This is a genomic window from Xanthomonas hortorum (assembly GCF_040279205.1).
In the GTDB taxonomy this organism is placed as follows: domain Bacteria; phylum Pseudomonadota; class Gammaproteobacteria; order Xanthomonadales; family Xanthomonadaceae; genus Xanthomonas; species Xanthomonas hortorum_F.
In genome coordinates, this window is record NZ_JBEOLS010000013.1 from 37,779 (window position 1) to 58,734 (window position 20,956).

Below are 20,956 nucleotides of genomic sequence, written 5' to 3' on the forward strand. Positions count from 1 at the left end.
ATCGGCATGTACTACGCATGCACTGCGCTTGCTCTACGGCTTAAACATCCACCTGACGACCGCTCGCTATGTTGTGTCAGCGATTCTTGGTCGCGCCGCGCTGCATCAGTGGCTCGTGGCGGCAGCCATGCGCTTCGCGTGATCGAGCTTATTTCTTGGGTTTGGGAATCCTCTGCAGCCGCGTGCCACTTGCACGGTCGTGCCACGTCAAATGATCGCGATCTACCCACGCCCACCAGAATCCCAGTCCGCCCAGGGCCAGCGACAACGTGCCCACGGCATAGCGGATCCATAGCGCGCGCCACGAGGCTTGCGGGCCGATCAGCGACAACCGCCATGGGCGCATGCCCAGAGTCTGGCCGCCGCGCCGCCAGCTCACCGTGGCGTAGATGCCGGCGGCGATCCAGCAGCACAGCCACAACAGCCATTGCCAACCGCTGAAAGGGGCGATGTTTTCGCGTGCGGGATGCCCGGCAAGCGTGAAGCCCAGGGTGAAAGCGGCGGAAATCAGCATCCATAGCGCCAGCACCGGCCAGGCGTCGTAACACATGGCCAGCAGCCGCCAGCCGACCAAGGCAGGGACGCGTGCAGTGCGAGGCGAGGGAATCGAGGTCATGCCGCGAGCATAGCCGGCACGGGCGATCGAGCAACGCCGCGTTGCGGCAGTGCCGTGCTGAAGATCGGATCCTGCGCGACAGGCTCTATGCTGTTGCGATGTCTGCCAGCAGTCCTGCCGAACGTCGCCAACTCGCCCAACAGCTGCCGCCCCTGCAGGCAGCCGATGCTGCCGCCATCGAACGCTTCCTGGATCGTTTCTGGGCCGAGAACGGGGTGGCACGGCAGACCCTGGACAGCTATCGGCGCGATCTGGAAGGGCTGGCGCGTTGGCGCGACGGGGCCGGCGGTGGGCTGCTGGGCGTCGATCGGGCTGCGGTGTTCGACTATTTACGCTGGCGCTCCGAGGCGCGCTATTCGCCACGCAGCACGGCGCGGTTGTTGTCGACGCTACGGGCGTTCTACGGCCTGTGTCTGCGCGAGGGCCTGCGCAGCGACGACCCGACCGCGCTGATCGATCCGCCCCACTTGCCGCGCAGCCTGCCCAAGGCGCTGACCGAAAGTCAGATCGAAGCACTGCTGGCCGCTCCCGACATCGACAGCCCGCTGGGCCTGCGCGATCGCGCCATGCTGGAGCTGATGTATGCCGCCGGCCTGCGCGTCAGCGAGCTGGTCAACCTGCCGGCGGTGGGGGTCAATCTGCGGCAGGGCGTGCTGCGGGTGACCGGCAAGGGCAGCAAGGATCGGCTGGTGCCGTTGGGCGAGGAATCCCAGCATTGGCTGGAGCGCTATCTGCACGAGGCGCGCCCGCTGCTGGCCAGCCACAAGCCGGTGGCGCCGGTCGATGGGCAGGTGCCGCTGTTCATCGACGCCGCGCGTCATCCGCCCAGCCGCCAGCAGTTCTGGGCGCTGGTCAAACGCTATGCGGCGGTGGCCGGGATCGACCCGGACACGGTCAGCCCGCACGGGTTGCGCCACAGCTTCGCCACCCATCTGCTCAACCACGGCGCAGACCTGCGCGCGCTGCAGATGCTGCTCGGCCATAGCTCGTTGTCGACCACCCAGATCTACACGCTGGTGGCGCGCCAGCACCTGCAAAAGCTGCATGCCAAGCATCATCCACGCGGATAAACGGGTACTGCGGCAGGCCGGTGGTGATGCATCTCGCCGTTTAAGGGGCTGCCAGCGAGTCGGTCAATGCGTAATCGCCAAGACGCGCGCGCCGATCCCTGCAACGAACCGGCGCTCCGTGTCGCCAATAAACTGATCCGGGCGTTGCCTTGCTTCATCTGCGCTGTGCGAGAATCCAGGTACCCCATTCCACTGGATGCGTGAATGTATCGTCTTGCCATCGCCGCGCTGCTGGGCGCGATCAGTCTTACCGCCTGCGCACAATCGTCGCAGCCTGCGGCAAGCAATGCCGGCGCCAAGCCAGCCGCCGCGCCTGCCGCCACCGGCAATGTGGATCAGCGTGTGAGCATGGCGCTCAAGGCGCTGGACCCGGACTTCAAGCCCGACTACATCGGCGCCGCGCCGTTCCCCGGTTTCCGCGAAGTGGTGGTGGGCGGGCAGGTGCTGTACGTCAGCGACGACGGCCGCTACCTGATGCAGGCGCAGCCGTTCGACATCCAGAACAAGCAGTTTGCCGCCAGCGCCGGTCTGCTGGCCTATCGCCGCAAGCAGCTGGAAACCATCCCCAAGGCCGACCGCATTGTGTTTGCGCCGGCGAATCCGAAGTACGCGGTCACCGTGTTCACCGACGTGGAGTGCGGCTACTGCCGCAAGCTGCACAGCGAGATCGCCGAGCTGAACAAGCAGGGCATCGCGGTGGAATACGTCGCTTTCCCGCGCATGGGCCTGGGCAGCCAAGACTACAAGGACATGGTGGCGGTGTGGTGCTCGGCCGACCGCAAGCAGGCGCTGACCAACGCCAAGTCCGGTCAGTCGGTGAGTTCCAAGGACTGCAAGAACCCGGTGTCGATGGAGTACACGCTGGGCCAGCGCCTGGGCGTCAACGGCACTCCGGCGATCTTTGCGCCGGACGGCACCCAGCTCGGTGGCTACCTGCCGCCGGCGCAGCTGCGCGAGGCGCTGGAAAAGCGCGCCGTCACCACGGCGGGCGGAAGCCGCTGATGTCTCTGCAAGCGGCGTTGTGATGCCGCTTCGGCGCTGGTGGCTTCGACCGCCAGCGTGATTGCCAGAAAGGCCGGGATGCGCACGCATTCCGGCCTTTTGCGTTGCAGGGCGGGTGTTACCCAGCCGATCACCGACCGGCCCACGCTCCGCCGGGCGCTGAGCCCCTCAACCTCCGTTACAATCTGCAGCCCCGTTTCTGACACGGTTCCCCGGACATGATGGTCCTCGAGGGCGCTTCCGCCCTTTCGCCGTTCCGCCGCGCTCGGCTCGAAACCCGCCTGCAAACCCTCGTCCCCGCGCTGCGCATCACTGGCGCCTGGCACGTGTACTTCATCCGCGTCGAGGCCGGGCAAGCGCCCGACCAGGCCACCTTGCAGCGGATTCTGCAGGCCGAAGCGGCGCCCGCGCCGCGCGCCGAAGACGCCTCCTCGCGCTATGTGGTGCCGCGTCTGGGCACGCTGTCGCCGTGGTCGAGCAAGGCCACCGAACTGGTGCGCGGGGCCGGGCAACCGATCCAGCGCGTGGAGCGCGGGACCCGCATCGATCTGGCCGGCTGGCCGGACAACGACGCCGACCAGGCCGCCGTGGCCAAGCTGCTGCACGACCCGATGACCCAATCGCTGCTCGGTTCGGCCGCCGCCGCCGAGGCGCTGTTCAACGAGCCCGATCGTGGCCAGTTGCAGCACGTGGCGCTGGATGCGCTGGAGCAGGCCAACCGCGCGCTGGGCCTGGCCCTGGCGCAGGACGAGATCGACTACCTGCGCGAACGCTTCGGCGCGCTGGGCCGCGACCCGACCGACGTCGAGCTGATGATGTTCGCCCAGGCCAACTCCGAGCATTGCCGGCACAAGATCTTCAACGCCAGCTGGAGCATCGACGGCAAGCCGCAGGAACGCTCGCTGTTCCGCATGATCAAGCACACCCACCAGCAGACCCCGCAGCACACCTTGTCGGCCTATAGCGACAACGCGGCGGTGGTGGAAGGCGTGCCGGCCGCGCGCTATCGCCCGGATCCGGCCAGCGGCGAATACCGCAGCGAAGCGGTAGTGCCGTCGGCATTTGCGATCAAGGTGGAAACGCATAACCACCCGACCGCGATCGCGCCGTTTCCTGGCGCGGCGACCGGTGCGGGCGGCGAGATCCGCGACGAAGGCGCCACCGGCCGCGGCGGCAAGCCCAAGGCCGGTCTGACCGGCTTTACGGTGTCGCATCTGCGCATCCCGACCCTGCCGCAGCCGTGGGAGGCGCCGCGCGCGCTGAACCCGCGCATGGCCCCGGCGCTGGACATCATGCTCGAGGGCCCGCTCGGCGGCGCCGCGTTCAACAACGAATTCGGCCGGCCTAACCTGCTCGGCTATTTCCGCAGTTTCGAGCTCGCCGAAGGTGAGGGTCTGACCCGCGCCTACGACAAGCCGATCATGCTGGCCGGCGGCCTCGGTGCGATCGATCGCACTCAGGTCGAGAAGCTGCGCCTGCAGCCGGGCGATGCGGTGATCGTGCTGGGTGGCCCGGCGATGCTGATCGGCCTGGGCGGCGGCGCCGCCAGTTCGGTCGCTGCCGGAGATAGCGCCGAGGCGCTGGATTTCGCCAGCGTGCAGCGCGAAAACCCGGAGATGGAGCGCCGCTGCCAGGAGGTCATCGATCGCTGCGTGGCGCTGGGCACGAACAACCCGATCCGCTGGTTCCACGACGTGGGCGCGGGCGGCCTGTCCAACGCCATCCCCGAGTTGCTGCACGACTCCGGCGTGGGGGGCGTCATCGACCTGGGCCGCGTACTCACCGACGACCCCTCGCTGTCGCCGCTGGAACTGTGGTGCAACGAATCGCAGGAACGCTATGTACTGGGTGTGCCGCAGGCGCGCCTGGACGAATTCGCCGCCATCTGCGCCCGCGAACGCTGCCCGTTTGCGGCAGTGGGCGTGGCAACGGCCGAGGAGAGGCTGGTGGTGGGGTATGGCGTGTTTGGGGACGGGATTGGGGATTCGGGATTGGAGATTCGCAAAAGCGATTCGTCAGTTGCCGGGTCCGCCGTTGCTTTCAACCAATCCCCAATCCCGAATCCCCAATCCCAGCTCCCGATCGACCTGCCGATGGACGTGCTGTTCGGCAAAGCGCCGAAGATGCATCGCGATGCGGTACATCCGCCGGCGCCGCAGTGGCCGGTACTGCAGACCGCCACGCTGGACCTGCAGCAGGCCGGTTTGCGCGTCTTGGCGCATCCCACGGTGGCGTCCAAGAGCTTTCTGGTCACCATCGGCGATCGCAGCGTGGGCGGCTTGACCGCGCGCGAGCAGATGATCGGGCCGTGGCAGCTGCCGCTGGCCGATTGCGCGATCACGATGGCTGGATTCGAGACGTTTGCTGGCGAAGCGATGTCGATCGGCGAGCGCACTCCGCTGGCGTTGTTGAACGCTGCGGCGTCGGCGCGCATGGCGGTGGGCGAGGCGATCACCAACCTGTGCGCCGCACCGGTGCAGACGCTGGACAGCATCAAGCTCTCGGCCAACTGGATGGCCGCCGCCGGTCACGCCGGCGAAGACGCCTTGTTGTACGACGCGGTGCGCGCGATCGGCATGGAACTGTGCCCGGCACTCGAATTGAGCGTACCGGTGGGCAAGGACTCGCTGTCGATGCAGGCGCAGTGGCAAGGAGCCGGGATTGGTGATTCGGCATTTGGGATTGGCGAAACCCTAGAGCCTTCTGCTGTTACGAATCCCCAATCCCCAATCCCCAATCCCATCGCCCACAAGAGCGTTTCACCTGTCTCGCTGATCATCAGTGCGTTCGCACCGGTGGGCGATGTGCGCACGCAACTGACGCCGTTGTTGCGCAGCGACGAAGAGAGCGAGCTGTGGTTGATCGGGCTGGGTGGCGGCAAGCAGCGCCTGGGCGGGTCGGTGTTGGCGCAGGTGTATGCCGACGATGCGGCGCTGCCGGCCTTCGGTGGCGAAGTGCCGGATCTGGACGATGCGCAGCGGCTGCGGAGTTTCTTCGAACTGATCCGTGCGGCGCGCGAGAGCGGCTTGTTGCTGGCATATCACGACCGCAGCGATGGCGGTGCGTTTGCGGCGCTGTGCGAAATGGCGTTCGCCTCGCGGCAGGGTCTGGATATCACGCTCGATGCGTGGGGCGACGATGCGTTCCGCAGTCTGTTCAACGAAGAACTGGGTGCGGTGGTGCAGATCGCCAGCGAGGATCGCGCCGCGTTCGCCGATCTGGTCGAGCGGCATGCCTTGACCGAATGCGCGCAGCGCATTGCACGCCCCACCGGTGCGCCGCGTATCCGCGTGAGCGGGCAGGGCAGGGTGCTGGCCGAGTGGCGTTGGGAAGCATTGTTCGATGCCTGGTGGTCGGTGACGCACGCCATGCAGAAACTGCGCGACAACCCGGACAGTGCCGATGAAGAGCGCGCGCTGGCACGCGACTTCAAGGCACCGGGATTGCGTCCGAAGCTGGTGTTCGATCCCTCCGAGGACGTGGCCGCGCCATTCGTGGCGACCGGTGCGCGGCCCAAGGTGGCGATCCTGCGCGAGCAGGGCGTCAACGGGCAGATCGAGATGGCCTACAACTTCGAGCGCGCCGGTTTCCGTGCGTTCGACGTGCATATGAGCGACCTGATCGAAGGCCGTGTGGATCTGGCGCAGTTCTCCGGTTTCGCGGCCTGCGGCGGTTTCAGCTACGGCGACGTGCTGGGTGCCGGACGTGGCTGGGCCACCTCGATCCTGGAGCGGTCGGCCTTGCGCGATGCGTTTGCCGACTTCTTCGCGCGCAGCGATACCTTCGCGCTGGGCGTGTGCAATGGCTGCCAGATGCTCAGCCAGCTCAAGGACATCATTCCCGGTGCCGAGCATTGGCCGCGTTTCCTGCGCAATCGCAGCGAGCAGTTCGAAGCGCGCACGGCGTTGCTGGAAGTGGTGGAGTCGCCGTCGCTGTTCCTGCGCGGCATGGCCGGCTCGCGGATTCCGGTGGCGGTGGCGCATGGCGAAGGGCGCGCCGAGTTCGACACCGTGGTGGATCAGGCGGCCGTGCGTGTGGCCCTGCGTTTCATCGATGGCGACGGCGCGGTGGCTTCGCAGTACCCGCTCAATCCGAACGGTTCGCCGGACGGCATCACCGGCCTGACTAGCACCGACGGTCGCGCCACCATCCTGATGCCGCACCCCGAGCGCACCCCGCGCACGGCAAACCTGAGCTGGCACCCGGCCGACTGGGGCGAGGACTCGCCGTGGCTGCGGATGTTCCGCAATGCGCGCGTGTGGTGTGGTTGATGCTGTGCAGCTCTGCGGTGTGAGTTAGAGCGCCCGAAGCAACCGCTTCATTCGACGGCCGTGTGCAGCGATGCACACGGCCGTCGTCGTTTCTGCTGCTGCGTGCATGCATCTGCACGCGGTTTTCGCGGGTTGCTTGATCCTGCCCGCGATGCGCGTCGTCCGGAAGAGCGCATCGAACGCCGATCGAGCCGCGCATGGTCAGACCCGCTTTCAAGCGATGCAAGCCGGCTTGTCTGCGGCAGGCGCATGCAAGGTTTCCTCATTCCATCGAGCGCCCGTGCATCGGGACTGCGCATGTCCGGCGTGCGTTGCAGCTGAGGCATGGCCTTCGCTATTGATAACTCCCGATCAGTGCAGCTGCAGCTGCGCGTGATCGCGTCGCAGTCGGGTGCGTCGCTACTACATTTTTTGAATATCGATACGTGGTTTACTTTAAGTAACTATAAAAAATACTAGGTATTTAGTCGGTGCGTTCGATGATGTCGCTTGTGTGACGTTAATCTCATCTGAATTTTTGGTTTTTCAATAAATTCATCCAACGTTGTGAATCTCTGATTCGCACGGTTTCCGCTGCAAATTCACGTCTCTATCGCTGATTATTTTGCGCGGGATTTTCCCGATGCAGGAGGTAAGCGAGTGCGTTTTCGATAAACCTCAGGGGGACCGTGCGACGCAGTCGTGCGGTGGTCGGTTTCTACATAACAGGCCAATGGGGAGTAAGGCGTTAATGAAGCGAATTCAATTGAATGCCGGTGGTGAGCAGTGTGCTCATCACCGAACGGCGCGACTTGTCTGCGATTTGATAAACCCACCCTTCAGTCGAGTGCATCTACAAGCGAGCGGTGGGCTGGCGGCGGCGATGATGCTGGTACTCGTCGGCATGGCCGGAGTTGCCGAGGCCGCATCCCCGCAAGCGACTGCGATCACGCGCTGCGCGGTGGCCAACGGTCAGCAACATTGCGACACCGGGACTGCAACAGCGGCCGGTAATGCAGATCCCGCAGCCGCGACCACGCAGACCTCGGCCACACCAAACGCCGAGACGGATGTGCCGGCGTTCGCAGAGGGTCAGGACGCCCTGGCGCTGGGCAACGCAAGCAATGCCCTGGGCGATGGAACCAGCGCATTCGGCGGCGGAAGCCTGGCACTGGAGCGCGATGCGACGGCGATCGGGCATAACGCCTCGGCTGCAGGAGAATCGGCTACCGCCATTGGCGGCGTTGCAACGGTCTACGATTACGACGCGTCCGGTTTTGTCATCGGGCAACGCGAACAAGCCGCGCAGGCATCCGGTGTGGGTTCTACCGCCATCGGTGGTGGTGCGCTGGCCAGCGATCCGTTTTCCACGGCGTTGGGCAGTGGTGCTGGTGCTGACGGCGTGCAGAGCACGGCACTGGGGTACCGCGCGCAGACGTTCGACGATGGGGCCACTGCGATCGGCGGTTTGTCCACTGCCAGTGGATTCCTCTCCAGCGCAGGCGGCTATTTGTCGCGTGCCAGTGGAGATGCATCCACCGCTTTCGGTTATAGAGCGCGCAGCGAAGGTAGCAGCAGTATCGCGGTCGGCGATACCGCATTGGCCAGCGGCGTGCAGAGCGTGGTGGTCGGTGGCATCAGTAACTTCGGTTCGATCACCGCCGCCACCGGAACAGGCGGCATCGCGCTGGGCGCAGGGGCGCAGAGCCAGTCCGATTATGCGATTGCCATTGGCTACGATTCCAACATCTTTCCCAATCAGCCAGGCAACACCGATTCGGTGGCCATCGGGCACAGCGCCGGTTCGTTTGCGCCTGGCACGGTGTCGCTGGGTGGGTTTTCGTTGGCGAGCGGCGATGGTTCGGTGGCGGTGGGGCACGATAGCGTGGCCTATGCCGAGAACAGCATCGCGCTGGGTGCGCGTGCCAGCACCTCGTGGTTCAACGGCAACAACACCGCGATCGGTGCGGATGCACAGACCAATGGCACCGATGCGGTGGCGATTGGTTATGGCGCACGTGTGGGTGACTGGGTTGACGATGCGTGGAATCGTTCGGCCGCCAGCGCCGTGGCGTTGGGTGCGCGTTCCTACGCGTACCGCAGCAACACGGTCTCGGTTGGCGATGTGCAGGCGGGGCTGACGCGTCAGATCACCAGCGTTGCGGCAGGCACCGAGGCCAACGATGCGGTCAATGTCGCCCAGCTCGACAGCGTGCGTGCCGTGGCCGACCGTCTCGACAGCACGCTGGCGATTGGCAAAACCGATGAGGATGAAACCGCTGCCTATGTGGACGGCCTCAATTCGCTCGCGTTGGGGAGCGCAAGCAACGCGATCGGCGATGGCGCCAATGCGCTGGGCTCGGGCAGTCTGGCGCTGGGCCGCGATACGGTCGCTGTCGGGCACAACGCCAGCGCGGCCGATGCATCGGCGGTGGCGGTGGGCGGTGTTGCCTCTGTGCCGGTGTTCGACGCCTCTGGCTCGATCGTGGGCGCGCAGGAACAGGCCACCCTGGCACAGGCGCGCGGTGCCGTGGCGCTGGGGAGCGGGGCGGTTGCCGCGCGCACTTTCGCCACTGCGGTCGGCACGGGGGCAGTGGCCAGTGGCGAACAGTCAATGGCGGCGGGGTTCAGCGCGCGGGCGCAGGACGATGTTGCCACCGCTGTGGGCGCGTTCTCGACAGCGCGCGGTTCGGCGTCTTCGGCCTTCGGCTTCGGTGCGCTGGCCAACGCGAGTCTGACCACCGCGGTGGGCTTCAATGCCTCCAGCATCGGCGAGAGCAGCGTGGCCGTGGGCAGCCTGGCGGTTGCCGCCGGCGAGCGCAGTGTGACTGTCGGCGGCATGTCGCTGATCAGCTCCAACTTGCGGCCTGCAGGCGCCCTCGGCGTCGGTGGCGTTGCCATCGGCGCAGGTGCGCGCAGCGACGGCGATTACGCCATCGCGCTGGGCTACAACGCCAACGTCTTCTCCAACGACACCAATACCGACGCGGTGGCGATCGGCCATAGCGCTGCCTCGTTTGCGCCGCGCACCGTGTCGTTGGGAACGCTGTCGTCTTCCGAGGGCGCCGAGGCGATTGCGGTCGGCTACGACGCGCGTGCCGTCTCCAGCAGAAGTATCGCGATCGGCAGTGGTGCCACCACGTCGATCTTCTCTGGCGACAATATCGCGTTGGGAACCAATGCCAGGGCCGAGGCGCCCGATGCAATCGCGATCGGGCGCGATGCCAGCGTGGGCGTGTTCATCGGTGATACGGGCAGTGCCGCAATGGCCTTGGGCGTGCAATCGACGGCACTGGGAAACAACAGTGTGGCGATGGGCTACAACGCTTTTACCCGGCAAAGCGGCAGCAACGCGGTCGCACTCGGTGCCAATGCAGGTGCCAGTGGTGCCGATTCGGTGGCCCTGGGTGCGGGCTCGCGCACCTACGAGGCCAACGTGGTCTCGGTGGGAAATGGCAATGGCCGTGGTGGTCCGGCCACGCGTCGCATCGTCAATGTGGGTGCTGGTGCAATCGCCAACGGCAGCAGCGATGCGATCAACGGTGGGCAGTTGTTCGGTGCCTTGAGCAACGCGGCCAGCTTCCTCGGCGGTGGTGCAGCGATCGGCGCGCAAGGCGTGTTCGTTGCGCCGACCTATGTGATCCAGGGCAGCAGTTACAGCAACGTCGGTGCGGCATTGACGGCGTTGGATAGCAAGGTCAGCGAGCTGGATGCGCGTAACGCGACGGCGACAACGGGCGTTGCCGCACGTTCCTCCGCTGCGCGCGTCGCACGGGCGACAGCAACGGCGACGACGGTTGCACCAGTTGCGCAAACCCCGACAGCCGCCAGCAGTCTTGAAGATGCGGCGATAGACGATGGCGTGCAGTCGACGCTGATGGCTGCCGACCTGACAACCGACAGCGCGCTGTCTTCAGCGACTGCAACGGCAAGCGGGCCTGCCGCAAGCGATGGCGTACGAGGCACGCCGACCGCAGCAGTGGTCGGCAGCATCACGCCGGCCGCCACGTCCACTGCAGTGGGCACGGCGGCCGTGGCCAACCATGTGACCGGTACTGCCATCGGCGGCAGCGCGTATGCGCATGGCCCCAACGACACCGCGATCGGCAGCAATGCACGCGTCAATGCCGATGGCAGCACGGCGGTGGGCGCCAACACGCAGATTGCGGCGGTGGCCACCAATGCGGTGGCGATGGGCGAAGGTGCGCAGGTCAGTGCGGCGTCGGGCACGGCGATTGGCCAGGGCGCACGTGCCAGTGCACAGGGTGCAGTTGCACTCGGCCAGGGTTCGGTCGCCGATCGTGCCAACACGGTGTCGGTGGGCAGTGTCGGTGGGCAGCGTCGGCGGTGAGCGCCAGGTGGCCAATGTGGCGGCCGGTACGCGTGCCACCGATGCGGTCAACAAGGGCCAGCTGGACAACGGTGTTGCCGCTGCCAACAGCTACACCGACAGCCGCTACAGCGCGATGGCCGACAGCTTCGAAAGCTACCAGGGCGATATCGAAGACCGCCTGCGTCGACAGAACCGCCGTCTGGATCGTCAGGGCGCGATGAGTTCGGCGATGTTGAACATGTCTGCCAGCGTGGCCGGTATCGCCTCGCAAAACCGCGTCGGTGCCGGCGTCGGTTTCCAGAACGGCGAATCGGCGTTGTCGGTGGGGTATCAGCGTGCTATCAGCCCGCGCGCCACGGTGACGGTTGGCGGCGCACTCAGCGGCGACGACAGCTCGATCGGCGTGGGTGCTGGTTTCGGCTGGTAACGCGCATTGCATTGCATCTCGCAGCGGCTGCGTGTGCGGCAACTGCGTGCTCACTCATTCGTTGTTGCATTTCATCTTGAAGAGGACTTCATCGTGATTCATAACCATCGCTCCCGGACTCTTGCCATCGCCTGCAGCGCGGTCTTTTCGCTCGGTAGCGGCATTGCCACTGCCGCCACGTTGGATTCCAGTGTGAGCACTGCGCAACGCCAGCAAGCCAGGCGCGATGCGCCGGTCGACGGCATCATCGTCAAATACCGCAGCGGCAAAGTGACTGCACGCAGCGTTGGCAATGCATCGGTGGCCACGATCACTGCAGCGGCATCGCGCGCAGCAGTGCAGTTGGCACCGGCGGCACGCAGCGGCAAGGCGGCCGTGCCCACGTATGTGCGCACATTGGCAGTGGGCAGTGAGTTGATCAAGCTGCCCGCACAACTCAGCCGCAGCGACGCCGACCGCCTGGTGCGCGAACTGCAGGCCGATCCTGCGGTGGAATACGCGCAGATCGACGTACGCATGTATCCGTTGCAGAGCAGCGGCGGCAGCTTGCCCAACGACCCGCTGCTGGCGACCAATCAATGGCATCTCACCGATCCGGTGGGCGGCATCGACGCGCCGGCAGCCTGGGCCACTGCCCAAGGCGAAGGCGTGGTGGTGGCGGTGATCGACACCGGCATCTTGCCGGGGCACCCGGATCTGGCCGGCAATTTGCTGCAGGGCTACGACTTCATCAGCGACAGCGGTGTCTCGCGCCGCCCCACCAATGCACGTGTGCCGGGTGCGCTGGATTACGGCGATTGGGAAGCAACCGACGGCGAATGCGGAATTTTTTCAGCCGCTCGTGACAGTTCCTGGCACGGCACGCATGTGGCCGGCACGATTGCCGAAGCCACCGGCAACGCCATTGGCGGTGCCGGTGTGGCCTACAAAGCCAAGGTGCTGCCGGTGCGCGTGCTCGGCCATTGCGGCGGTTCGTCTTCGGACATCACCGACGCCATCGTGTGGGCCTCCGGCGGCCATGTGGAGGGCGTGCCGGACAATCGCGACCCGGCCGAAATCATCAACATGAGCCTGGGTGGCTTCGGGCCTTGCGATTCGGTCACCCAGGCGGCGATCAATGCTGCGGTGTCGCGCGGCACCACGGTGGTGGTGGCGGCCGGCAACGATGGCTCCGACGTCTCCAGCGCAGTACCTGCCAACTGCGCCAACGTGGTGTCGGTGGCGGCCACCCGCCTGACCGGTGGCCTGGCGTACTACAGCAACTTCGGCAGCTTGATCGATCTGGCCGCACCCGGCGGCGGCGCGCGCGATCTGGCAACCGACACCTTGTACGACGGCCCGATCGGCAGCTGGATCTGGCAGACCGGTTACACCGGGAAAACCACGCCCACCTCCGGTCAATTCGCCTATATCGGCCCAGGATTTGCCGGAACCTCGATGGCGTCGCCACATGTGGCCGGCACTACGGCGCTGGTGCAAAGCGCGTTGATCGCCGACGGCAAAGCGCCGCTGACACCGGCCGCACTGGAGCGCCTGCTCAAGCGCAGTGCGCGTGCGTTCCCGGTGCAGTTGCCGCTTGCTACGCCGGCCGGTACCGGCATCGTGGATGCGGGGGCTGCCATCGATCGCGCGCTGCGCCGTTGCGACGCAGGAGACGTGGGTTGCCAGGTGGATGCGCAACCCCTGCGCAACAGCGTGCCCGAGCGCGGGCTGTCCAACCTGGCCGGCGACAGTGGGGTATTCACCTTCGAAGCGAGCGCGGGTGCGGTGCTGAGTTTCATCAGCTTCGGTGGCAGCGGGCAGGCAGGGTTGTACGTGGCGTTCGGGCGTGAGCCCAGCGCCACCGACAACGACGGTGCGTCCACGCGCAGTGGCACCAGCCAGACCGTGCGCTTCACCGCGCCGCGCGCCGGCACCTACATCCTCAAGCTCGACGGTACCGAATTCGACGGGGTGAGCCTGCTGGCGCGTCAGTGATCTGACGCATCAGGGCGTACCGGCTGCATTCCGTCATTTCCCTGGCGCAATCCAGCTGAGAAGTGGCCGGTACCGCGCCTGCGTGGCACCGGTTTGCCAGCGTGGGGAGCGCTGGTCTGCCCGCTGACGCATTCGCATCTGATTTTTGCGCAACCAAGCCTGCTGGCGACCCGCCAGCGGGCTTTTTTGTCTGCTTTGGACATGCGTATTCAGCTTAGAAATGTCTTGCGAGACACGATCTAGGTCGCTGTTTTCCAAAGATTTATCAAAAAAATAATAAAAGCAAACAGAAGTGTGATGAAAAACACACTTAACTTCGCTTTTCGTCAAAAACTTGACGCCCGATTTGAGCGCTGTTAACACTTCGCTCAGTTCTATGGTTGGGTAGCGTTCACTTTTTGACTATCCAGGGTGCAGGCGAAAGCCGCCCACCGCCGTTAGGCACATGGCGCCAATCACCAGGGGAATCGCATGGCTGGAAGGCCGTTCGATGGTGGGTGTTCGCCAACAAACCAGTCCCAACTTCAGGAGTCGTGCGTCGATGAATCGGATTTATCGCAAGGTTTGGAACAAAGCGTTGGGCGTGTGGGCCGTGGCATCGGAACTGGCCAGCGGTGATAGCCCGGGAGCAGTGACCACTGCCGCATTCATCGACCGCCGCCAGAGCCGTTGCCTGGTCGCCGCGATCGCTCTGGCGCTGGGTAGCGCCGGGATCGCAATTCCTCTTTCCGCGATGGCGCAGTCGGTCGAAGTCGGCGACGGCGCAGCGGCATCCGCCACCAGGACCACCGCCATCGGCAGCAACAGCCATGCAAGCGCCACCGGCGCAGTGGCAGCCGGCGCCGATAGCAGCGCCAGCGGTGTGAACAGCAGCGCGATCGGGCGCCAGACTAATGCCATCGGCGAGAACGCGGTGGCCATCGGCTACAACAGTTTCGTGCGCCAGAGCGGCGAAAACGGCGTGGCGCTCGGCGCCAATGCCGGCGTGACCGGTGCCAACTCGGTGGCGCTGGGCGCAGGCTCGCGTACCCACGAAGACGATGTGGTGTCGGTGGGCAGCGGCAATGGCCGCGGCGGCCCGGCCACGCGCCGCATCACCAATGTCAGCGCCGGCGTCAACGCCACCGACGCGGTCAACCTGGCGCAATTGCAGGACGTGGCCGATGTGGCCGACGACACCGCAACGTTCTTCAAGGCAACCCCGGGCGAAGACAGCGTCGGCGCGTATGTCGAAGGCGACAGCGCACTGGCTGCCGGCGATGCGGCCAATGCGGTGGGCACGGCGACAACCGCGCTGGGAACCGGTGCCAATGCCGTGGCCGACAACGCCACCGCTGTTGGCGCCAATGCGCTCGCCTCCGGGCAGAACAGCGCAGCATTCGGCCATAACGCACAGGCCAATGGCCCGGGCAGCGTGGCCGTTGGCGGCGCTGCGGTGGACGAAGATGGCCAGCCGCTGATCACCAACGGCGGGGTGCCGGTGGAAACCGGCGCCACCAGCGCCGGCGTCGGCGGAACCGCGGTCGGCGCCAGCGCCAATGCCGATGGATTTGCTGCATCGTCGTTCGGCGTCGGTGCGTATGCCGCCGGTGCGCAATCCTCCGCGTTCGGTGCGGTTGCCAATGCGGCCGGCGATTACGCCACCGCGGTGGGCACGCAGACCAGCGCCAGCGGTACCAGCAGCACTGCGGTCGGTGGTCCGGTCGATCTGATTCCGGGCCTGGGTTTCTTCGTACAGACCCAGGCCAGTGGCGAAGCATCCACCGCGCTCGGCGCCGGTGCGATCGCGTCGGGCACCTACACCACGGCGGTGGGCACGCTCAGCGAAGCCTCCGGCACCGAAGCCACGGCGGTGGGTTACTTCGCCTACGCACCTGGTGAAGGCGCCACTGCGGTTGGCCCGGAATCCTGGGCCAGCGGTGAATTGAGCACGGCGCTGGGCTATTACAGCACCGCACGCGGCGCCAACTCGGTTGCGTTGGGCGCCAACTCGGTCGCCACGCGCGCCAATACCGTGTCGGTCGGCGCGGCCGGCGATGAGCGGCAGATCACCAGCGTCGCTGCCGGCACCGAAGGCACCGATGCGGTGAATCTCGATCAGCTCACTGCCGTGTCCGAGGTTGCCGATACCACTGCGCGCACGTTCGTCGCCACGGGTGACGGCACCGCGATTGCCGAAGGCATCGACAGCGTTGCGGCCGGTTCCAATGCATCGGCAACCGGCGACTACAGCGCTGCATTCGGTTCGACCAGCTCCGCAACGGCGCAGGGCACCACTGCGATCGGTAGCGGCGCGATCGCTGCTGTCGACAATGCAACCGCGCTCGGTTTCAACAGCACTGCAGTGGCCGATTACGCCACTGCGCTCGGTGCTGACAGCAGCGCATCGGGCGAGTTCGGCACGGCGATTGGCGGCGCCAGTCTGGCAACCGGCAGCGGCGCCACCGCGCTCGGTTACGAGAGCATCGCCAATGGTGCCGATTCCACCGCGCTGGGTGCGGGGAGCGTGGCGTTTGGCGACACCAGCACCGCGGTCGGCGGAGCGAGCGTGGCGTTCGGCGAGGACAGCGCTGCGTTCGGTTCCAATGCCGCTGCCGGCGGTACCGCATCCACCGCCATTGGTGCTGGCAGCAGTGCTTTCGGTGAGCGCACTGTCGCGCTGGGCGGATCCAGCAATGCGTCGGGCGATGACAGCGTTGCGCTTGGTTCGAGCAGTCAGGCGTCTGCGTTGGGCACCACTGCGATCGGCAACAACGCCAACGCCAGCATCGCCAATGCCACCGCAGTCGGTTTCAACAGCAGCGCCGGCGACGATTACGCCACCGCGCTTGGCGCCGACAGCAATGCCTCGGGTTATTTCGGGACTGCTGTCGGCGGTACCAGCACCGCCAATGGGCGTGGCGCGACCGCGATCGGTTACGAAAGCATCGGCAACGGCACTGCATCGACCGCGCTGGGCTTTGCCAGTGTGGCGTGGGGGAATGGCGCAACGGCAATCGGTACCGAAAGTCTGGCCTACGGCGACGACAGCACTGCCTTGGGCCCGAATGCATTTGCAGCCGATACTGGATCGCTCGCAGCCGGTACCTATGCCAACGCTTACGGCCGCCATGCGATCTCCATTGGCGGTGAATCCGACGCCTTTGCCGATAACAGCATTGCATTGGGGTGGGAAGCCATCGCTGAGGGCACGCAGAGCGTGAGCATCGGCAACGGCGCCCTCGCGTCTGCCGACAACAGTGTGGCGCTGGGTGCAGGTGCGGTCGCCGATCGCGCCAACACGGTGTCGGTAGGCAACGCCGGTGGCGAACGCCAGATCACCAATGTCGCCGCCGGTACCGAGGGCACCGATGCGGTGAACCTGGACCAGCTCAACGCGGTCGGTGAAACCGCGGAAACCACCGCGCGTCTGTACACCGGCACCGGCGCCGGCACGGCCGATGCGCAGGGCGAAGACGCCACCGCTGCCGGTTCCAACGCCACTGCCGAGGGCGATTACAGCAGCGCGTTCGGCTCCAGCAGCCAGGCGATCGGTACCGGTGCATTGGCAGTGGGCAGCGGCGCCAGCGCCACTGCGCAGTTTGCCAGTGCATCGGGCTATAACGCGGCGGCCAGCGGGTTTGGCAGCGTGTCCAGCGGTGCCTACAGCCAGGCCAGCGGCGACTATGCGGTAGCGGTGGGCGGCGAGAGTGCAGCAGCGGGTGCGCAGAGCACCGCGTTGGGTGCAGCGGCAGATGCGTCTGGCGATGGATCGCTGGCGGCCGGTGCGTTGAGCGTTGCCGATGGCAGTGAAACCACGGCGCTGGGTTATTTCGCCAGCGCCAGTGGCGACTCGGCCACGGCAGTCGGCGCGGAAAGCATTGCCGATGGCACCAGCGCGGCCGCCTTCGGCTTCGGCGCCGAGGCCAGCGCCAATTACTCCACCGCACTGGGCGGCTATTCCAGCGCGACCGGTTTCAACAGCACCGCGCTGGGTAATTTCAGCACCGCCAGCGGCTCCAGCAGTGTGGCGGTGGGTGGCGATGCAACCGCATCGGGCACCTACAGTCTGGCGGCCGGCCAGGGCAGTGTGGCCAGCGGCTACAACAGCGTGTCGGTCGGTGGCGCATTGCTCGGCTTGTTGCCGACCGAAGCGTCCGGCGACTTCTCCACCGCACTCGGCGGCGCCGCATGGGCGCCGGGCCTCAACAGCACTGCGCTGGGCAATTTTGCCGAATCCACCGGCGAAAGCAGCGTGGCACTGGGTGCCGATTCGGTGGCCGATCGCGATTTTGCGGTCTCGGTGGGCAGCGCCGGCAACGAGCGTCAGATCACCAACGTGGCCGCCGGTACGCAGGGCACCGACGCGGTGAATCTGGATCAGCTCAACGCCGTTGCCGAAACCGCACAATCCACCAGCAAGTACTTCCAGGCCAGCGGCAGCGATGACAGCGATGCCGGTGCCTACGTCGAGGGCGACAACGCCCTGGCCGCAGGCGAGGGCGCCAATGCCACCGGTACCGGCGCCACGGCGTTGGGGGCCGGTGCGCAGGCGGTGGTCGATAACGCAACGGCGGTTGGCGTGAGTGCGCTGGCCAGCGGAACCGGCGCAGCGGCGGTGGGCAACAACGCCCAGGCCACCGGCGAAAACAGCAGCGCCGTCGGCAGCAATGCCCTGGCCAGCGATGTCGGCGCCAGCGCAAACGGTGCCGGCGCGCAGGCGATTTCGACCTATGCGACCGCGCTCGGCAGCGAAGCGGTGGCATCGGACAACCAGGCCACCGCGGCCGGTTTCCGCAGCACTGCCTCCAATGTCGGCAGCGCCGCCTTCGGTGGCTACAGCGAATCCAGCGGCAGGCTGTCGTCGGCGCTGGGCTATGGTGCGGTGGCGTCCAGCGACTACAGCACCGCCGTGGGTGCCGCCGCACTGGCCTCCGGCGCAAGTGCAGTGGCCGTGGGCGAATTCAGCGAAGCCACCGGCGAAGAAAGCGTGGCCGTCGGCGGCAGCACGTTCTTCGGCTTCATCCCGGCGCGTGCCTCCGGCACCGGCGCTGCTGCATTCGGTGCGGGCGCGTGGGCCACGGCCGACTACACCACCGCCATCGGCTGGAATTCGTATGCCGACGGCGTCAATGCCACCGCGCTCGGTCAGAGCGCGGCGGCCCTTGCCGACAATACGCTGGCCCTGGGTGGCGGCAGCCGCGCCGATGCGGTCGGCGCCAGCGTGGTCGGTGTGGATGCATCGGCAACCGGCATCAACAGCACCGGTGTCGGTCGTCAGGTCAACGTGATCGGCGAGAACGCGGTGTCGGTCGGCTACAACTCGTTCGTGCGCCAGAGCGCGGTCAATGGTGTGGCCCTCGGTGCCAACGCCGGTGCGACCGGTGCCGATTCGGTGGCGCTGGGTTCGGGCTCGCGCACCTACGAAGCCGACACGGTGTCGATCGGCAGCGGCAATGGCCGCGGCGGTCCGGCCACGCGTCGCATCGTCAATGTCAGCGACGGCCAGGCGGCGACCGATGCGGTCAACAAGGGCCAGCTGGATGCCCTGGCGGCCGATGTGCAGACCACCAACGGCATGGTGCAAACCACCGGTGAAGGGGTGGCCAGCGCAACCGGTGATCGCGCCACTGCAGCGGGCGCCGGTGCAACCGCCAGCGGCGCACGCAGCGTGGCGATCGCCTCCGGCAGCCGCGCCTCGGCCACCGGCGCCAGCGCCATGGGCGTGGACAGCAGCGCCAGCGGCTTGAACAGCACCGCGATGGGCCGGCAGACCAATTCCATCGGCGAAAACGGTGTGGCGTTGGGCTACAACTCCTTCGTGCGCCAGAGCGGTGCCAATGCGGTGGCGCTGGGTGCCAATGCCGGTGCCAGTGGTGCCGACTCGGTGGCGTTGGGCTCAGGCTCGCGTACCTACGATGCCAACGTGGTCTCGGTGGGTAGCGGCGATGGCCGCGGCGGCCCGGCCACGCGCCGCATCGTCAACGTCGGCAATGGTGCGATTGCCGGTGCCAGTACCGATGCGATCAACGGCGGCCAGCTGTTCCAGTCGTTGAGCAATGCCGCCAGCTTCCTCGGCGGTGGTGCAGCGATCGGTGCGCAGGGCGTGTTCGTCGCGCCGACCTACGTGATCCAGGGTGCCAGCTACAACAATGTCGGTGCGGCATTGACCGCGTTGGACAGCAAGGTCACCGAGCTGGATGCACGCGGTGGTACCGCAACAGCCAGCACCGCGGCACGCACGCTGTCGCTGCGCACTGCAGGGGTGCCTGCAGTGGCTGCGAGCGCAGTGAGCGCATCGAGCAACGCCGTTGCCGATACCGGCGCAAGCGTGCAGGGCACGCCGACCGCCGCAGTGGTCGGCAGCGTCACCCCGGCTGCAACGTCCACCGCCGTGGGCACGGCCGCAGTGGCCAACCACGTGACCGGCACGGCGATCGGCGGCAGCGCGTATGCGCATGGCCCCAACGACACCGCGATCGGCAGCAACGCACGCGTCAATGCCGATGGCAGCACCGCGGTCGGCGCCAATACGCAGATTGCCGCGGTGGCGACCAATGCGGTGGCGATGGGCGAAGGCGCGCAGGTCAGTGCAGCCTCCGGCACGGCGATCGGACAGGGCGCACGTGCCAGTGCGCAAGGTGCGGTCGCGCTGGGTCAGGGGTCGGTTGCCGATCGTGCCAACACGGTGTCGGTGGGCAGCGTCGGCGGTGAGCGTCAGGTGGCCAATGTGGCGGCCGGTACGCGTGCCACCGATGCGGTCAACAAGGGCCAGCTGGACAACGGCGTTGCCGCGGCCAACAGCTACACCGACAGCCGCTACAGCGCGATGGCCGACAGCTTCGAGACCTACCAGGGCGATATCGAAGACCGCCTGCGTCGGCAGAACCGCCGTCTGGATCGTCAGGGCGCCATGAGCTCGGCGATGTTGAACATGTCCGCCAGCGTGGCAGGTATCGCCTCGCAAAACCGCGTCGGTGCCGGCGTCGGTTTCCAGAACGGCGAGTCGGCGTTGTCAGTGGGGTATCAGCGTGCGATCAGCCCGCGCGCCACGGTGACGGTTGGCGGCGCACTCAGCGGCGACGACAGCTCGATCGGCGTGGGTGCTGGTTTCGGCTGGTAACGCGCTGCTGCATGAAACGCAGCGGCGCCGAGTTGCGCCGCTGCGGTAGAGCAAGGCCTGAGGGGGCGGGTAAGGACCGTGGCTGGGCCGGCCAACGGATTCGCATGGAGTGATGGCCGTACCAGGAGTGGCTGACGAAACGCAGCGTGCCGTCCGCGGTTGCGCAGCAGTTTCGAGGG

The 20,956-nt window shown here is 66.5% G+C and carries 9 protein-coding genes and 1 other RNA gene; 8 read left to right on the top strand and 2 right to left on the bottom strand.

The window, feature by feature from the left end; genetic code table 11:
- Positions 1-6: 6 nt before the first annotated feature.
- Positions 7-82, top strand: a non-coding RNA gene (locus tag ABS769_RS07845) — sX9 sRNA.
- Between the two features lie 66 nt (positions 83-148).
- Here ABS769_RS07845 and ABS769_RS07850 read toward each other — a convergent pair.
- Positions 149-616 carry an RDD family protein gene (locus ABS769_RS07850; protein WP_317059996.1) on the bottom strand — a complete coding sequence of 156 codons (468 nt, stop codon included), beginning with the start codon at positions 614-616 and terminating at the stop codon, positions 149-151.
- Between the two features lie 98 nt (positions 617-714).
- On the opposite strand from ABS769_RS07850, the gene xerD reads away from it, so the two are divergent.
- The 6 genes from xerD (at position 715) to ABS769_RS07880 (ending at position 13,675) form a co-directional block, all read left to right on the top strand.
- Complete coding sequence (xerD, locus tag ABS769_RS07855; RefSeq protein ID WP_317059995.1) at positions 715-1,686, top strand: site-specific tyrosine recombinase XerD; 972 nt, start codon at positions 715-717, stop codon at positions 1,684-1,686.
- A gap of 204 nt (positions 1,687-1,890) precedes the next feature.
- Entirely contained in the window at positions 1,891-2,688 is a 798-nt protein-coding gene (locus ABS769_RS07860) for a DsbC family protein (protein ID WP_317059993.1), read from the top strand.
- Positions 2,689-2,906: 218 nt separating this feature from the next.
- The gene (purL, locus tag ABS769_RS07865) at positions 2,907-6,959 is read left to right on the top strand and encodes a phosphoribosylformylglycinamidine synthase (RefSeq protein ID WP_317059991.1); all 4,053 of its coding nucleotides are present in this window, start codon (positions 2,907-2,909) and stop codon (positions 6,957-6,959) included.
- 862 nt (positions 6,960-7,821) lie between these two features.
- On the top strand, positions 7,822-11,289 hold the full coding sequence (locus ABS769_RS07870) for a hypothetical protein (RefSeq protein ID WP_434801682.1): 3,468 nt from the start codon (positions 7,822-7,824) through the stop codon (positions 11,287-11,289).
- Complete coding sequence (locus ABS769_RS07875; protein ID WP_317059989.1) at positions 11,264-11,698, top strand: YadA-like family protein; 435 nt, start codon at positions 11,264-11,266, stop codon at positions 11,696-11,698. Before ABS769_RS07870 ends, ABS769_RS07875 begins: the two co-directional genes overlap by 26 nt.
- Positions 11,699-11,890: 192 nt before the next feature.
- Positions 11,891-13,675 carry a S8 family peptidase gene (locus ABS769_RS07880; protein WP_430544115.1) on the top strand — a complete coding sequence of 595 codons (1,785 nt, stop codon included), beginning with the start codon at positions 11,891-11,893 and terminating at the stop codon, positions 13,673-13,675.
- Positions 13,676-13,708: 33 nt separating this feature from the next.
- On the opposite strand, the gene ABS769_RS07885 is transcribed toward ABS769_RS07880, so the two are convergent.
- Entirely contained in the window at positions 13,709-14,038 is a 330-nt protein-coding gene (locus ABS769_RS07885) for a hypothetical protein (protein ID WP_317059985.1), read from the bottom strand.
- 178 nt (positions 14,039-14,216) lie between these two features.
- Between ABS769_RS07885 and ABS769_RS07890 the strand changes: the two genes are divergently transcribed.
- A complete protein-coding gene (locus ABS769_RS07890; protein ID WP_317059982.1) occupies positions 14,217-20,777 on the top strand; it encodes an ESPR-type extended signal peptide-containing protein in 6,561 nt (2,186 codons plus the stop codon).
- Positions 20,778-20,956 lie beyond the last annotated feature (179 nt).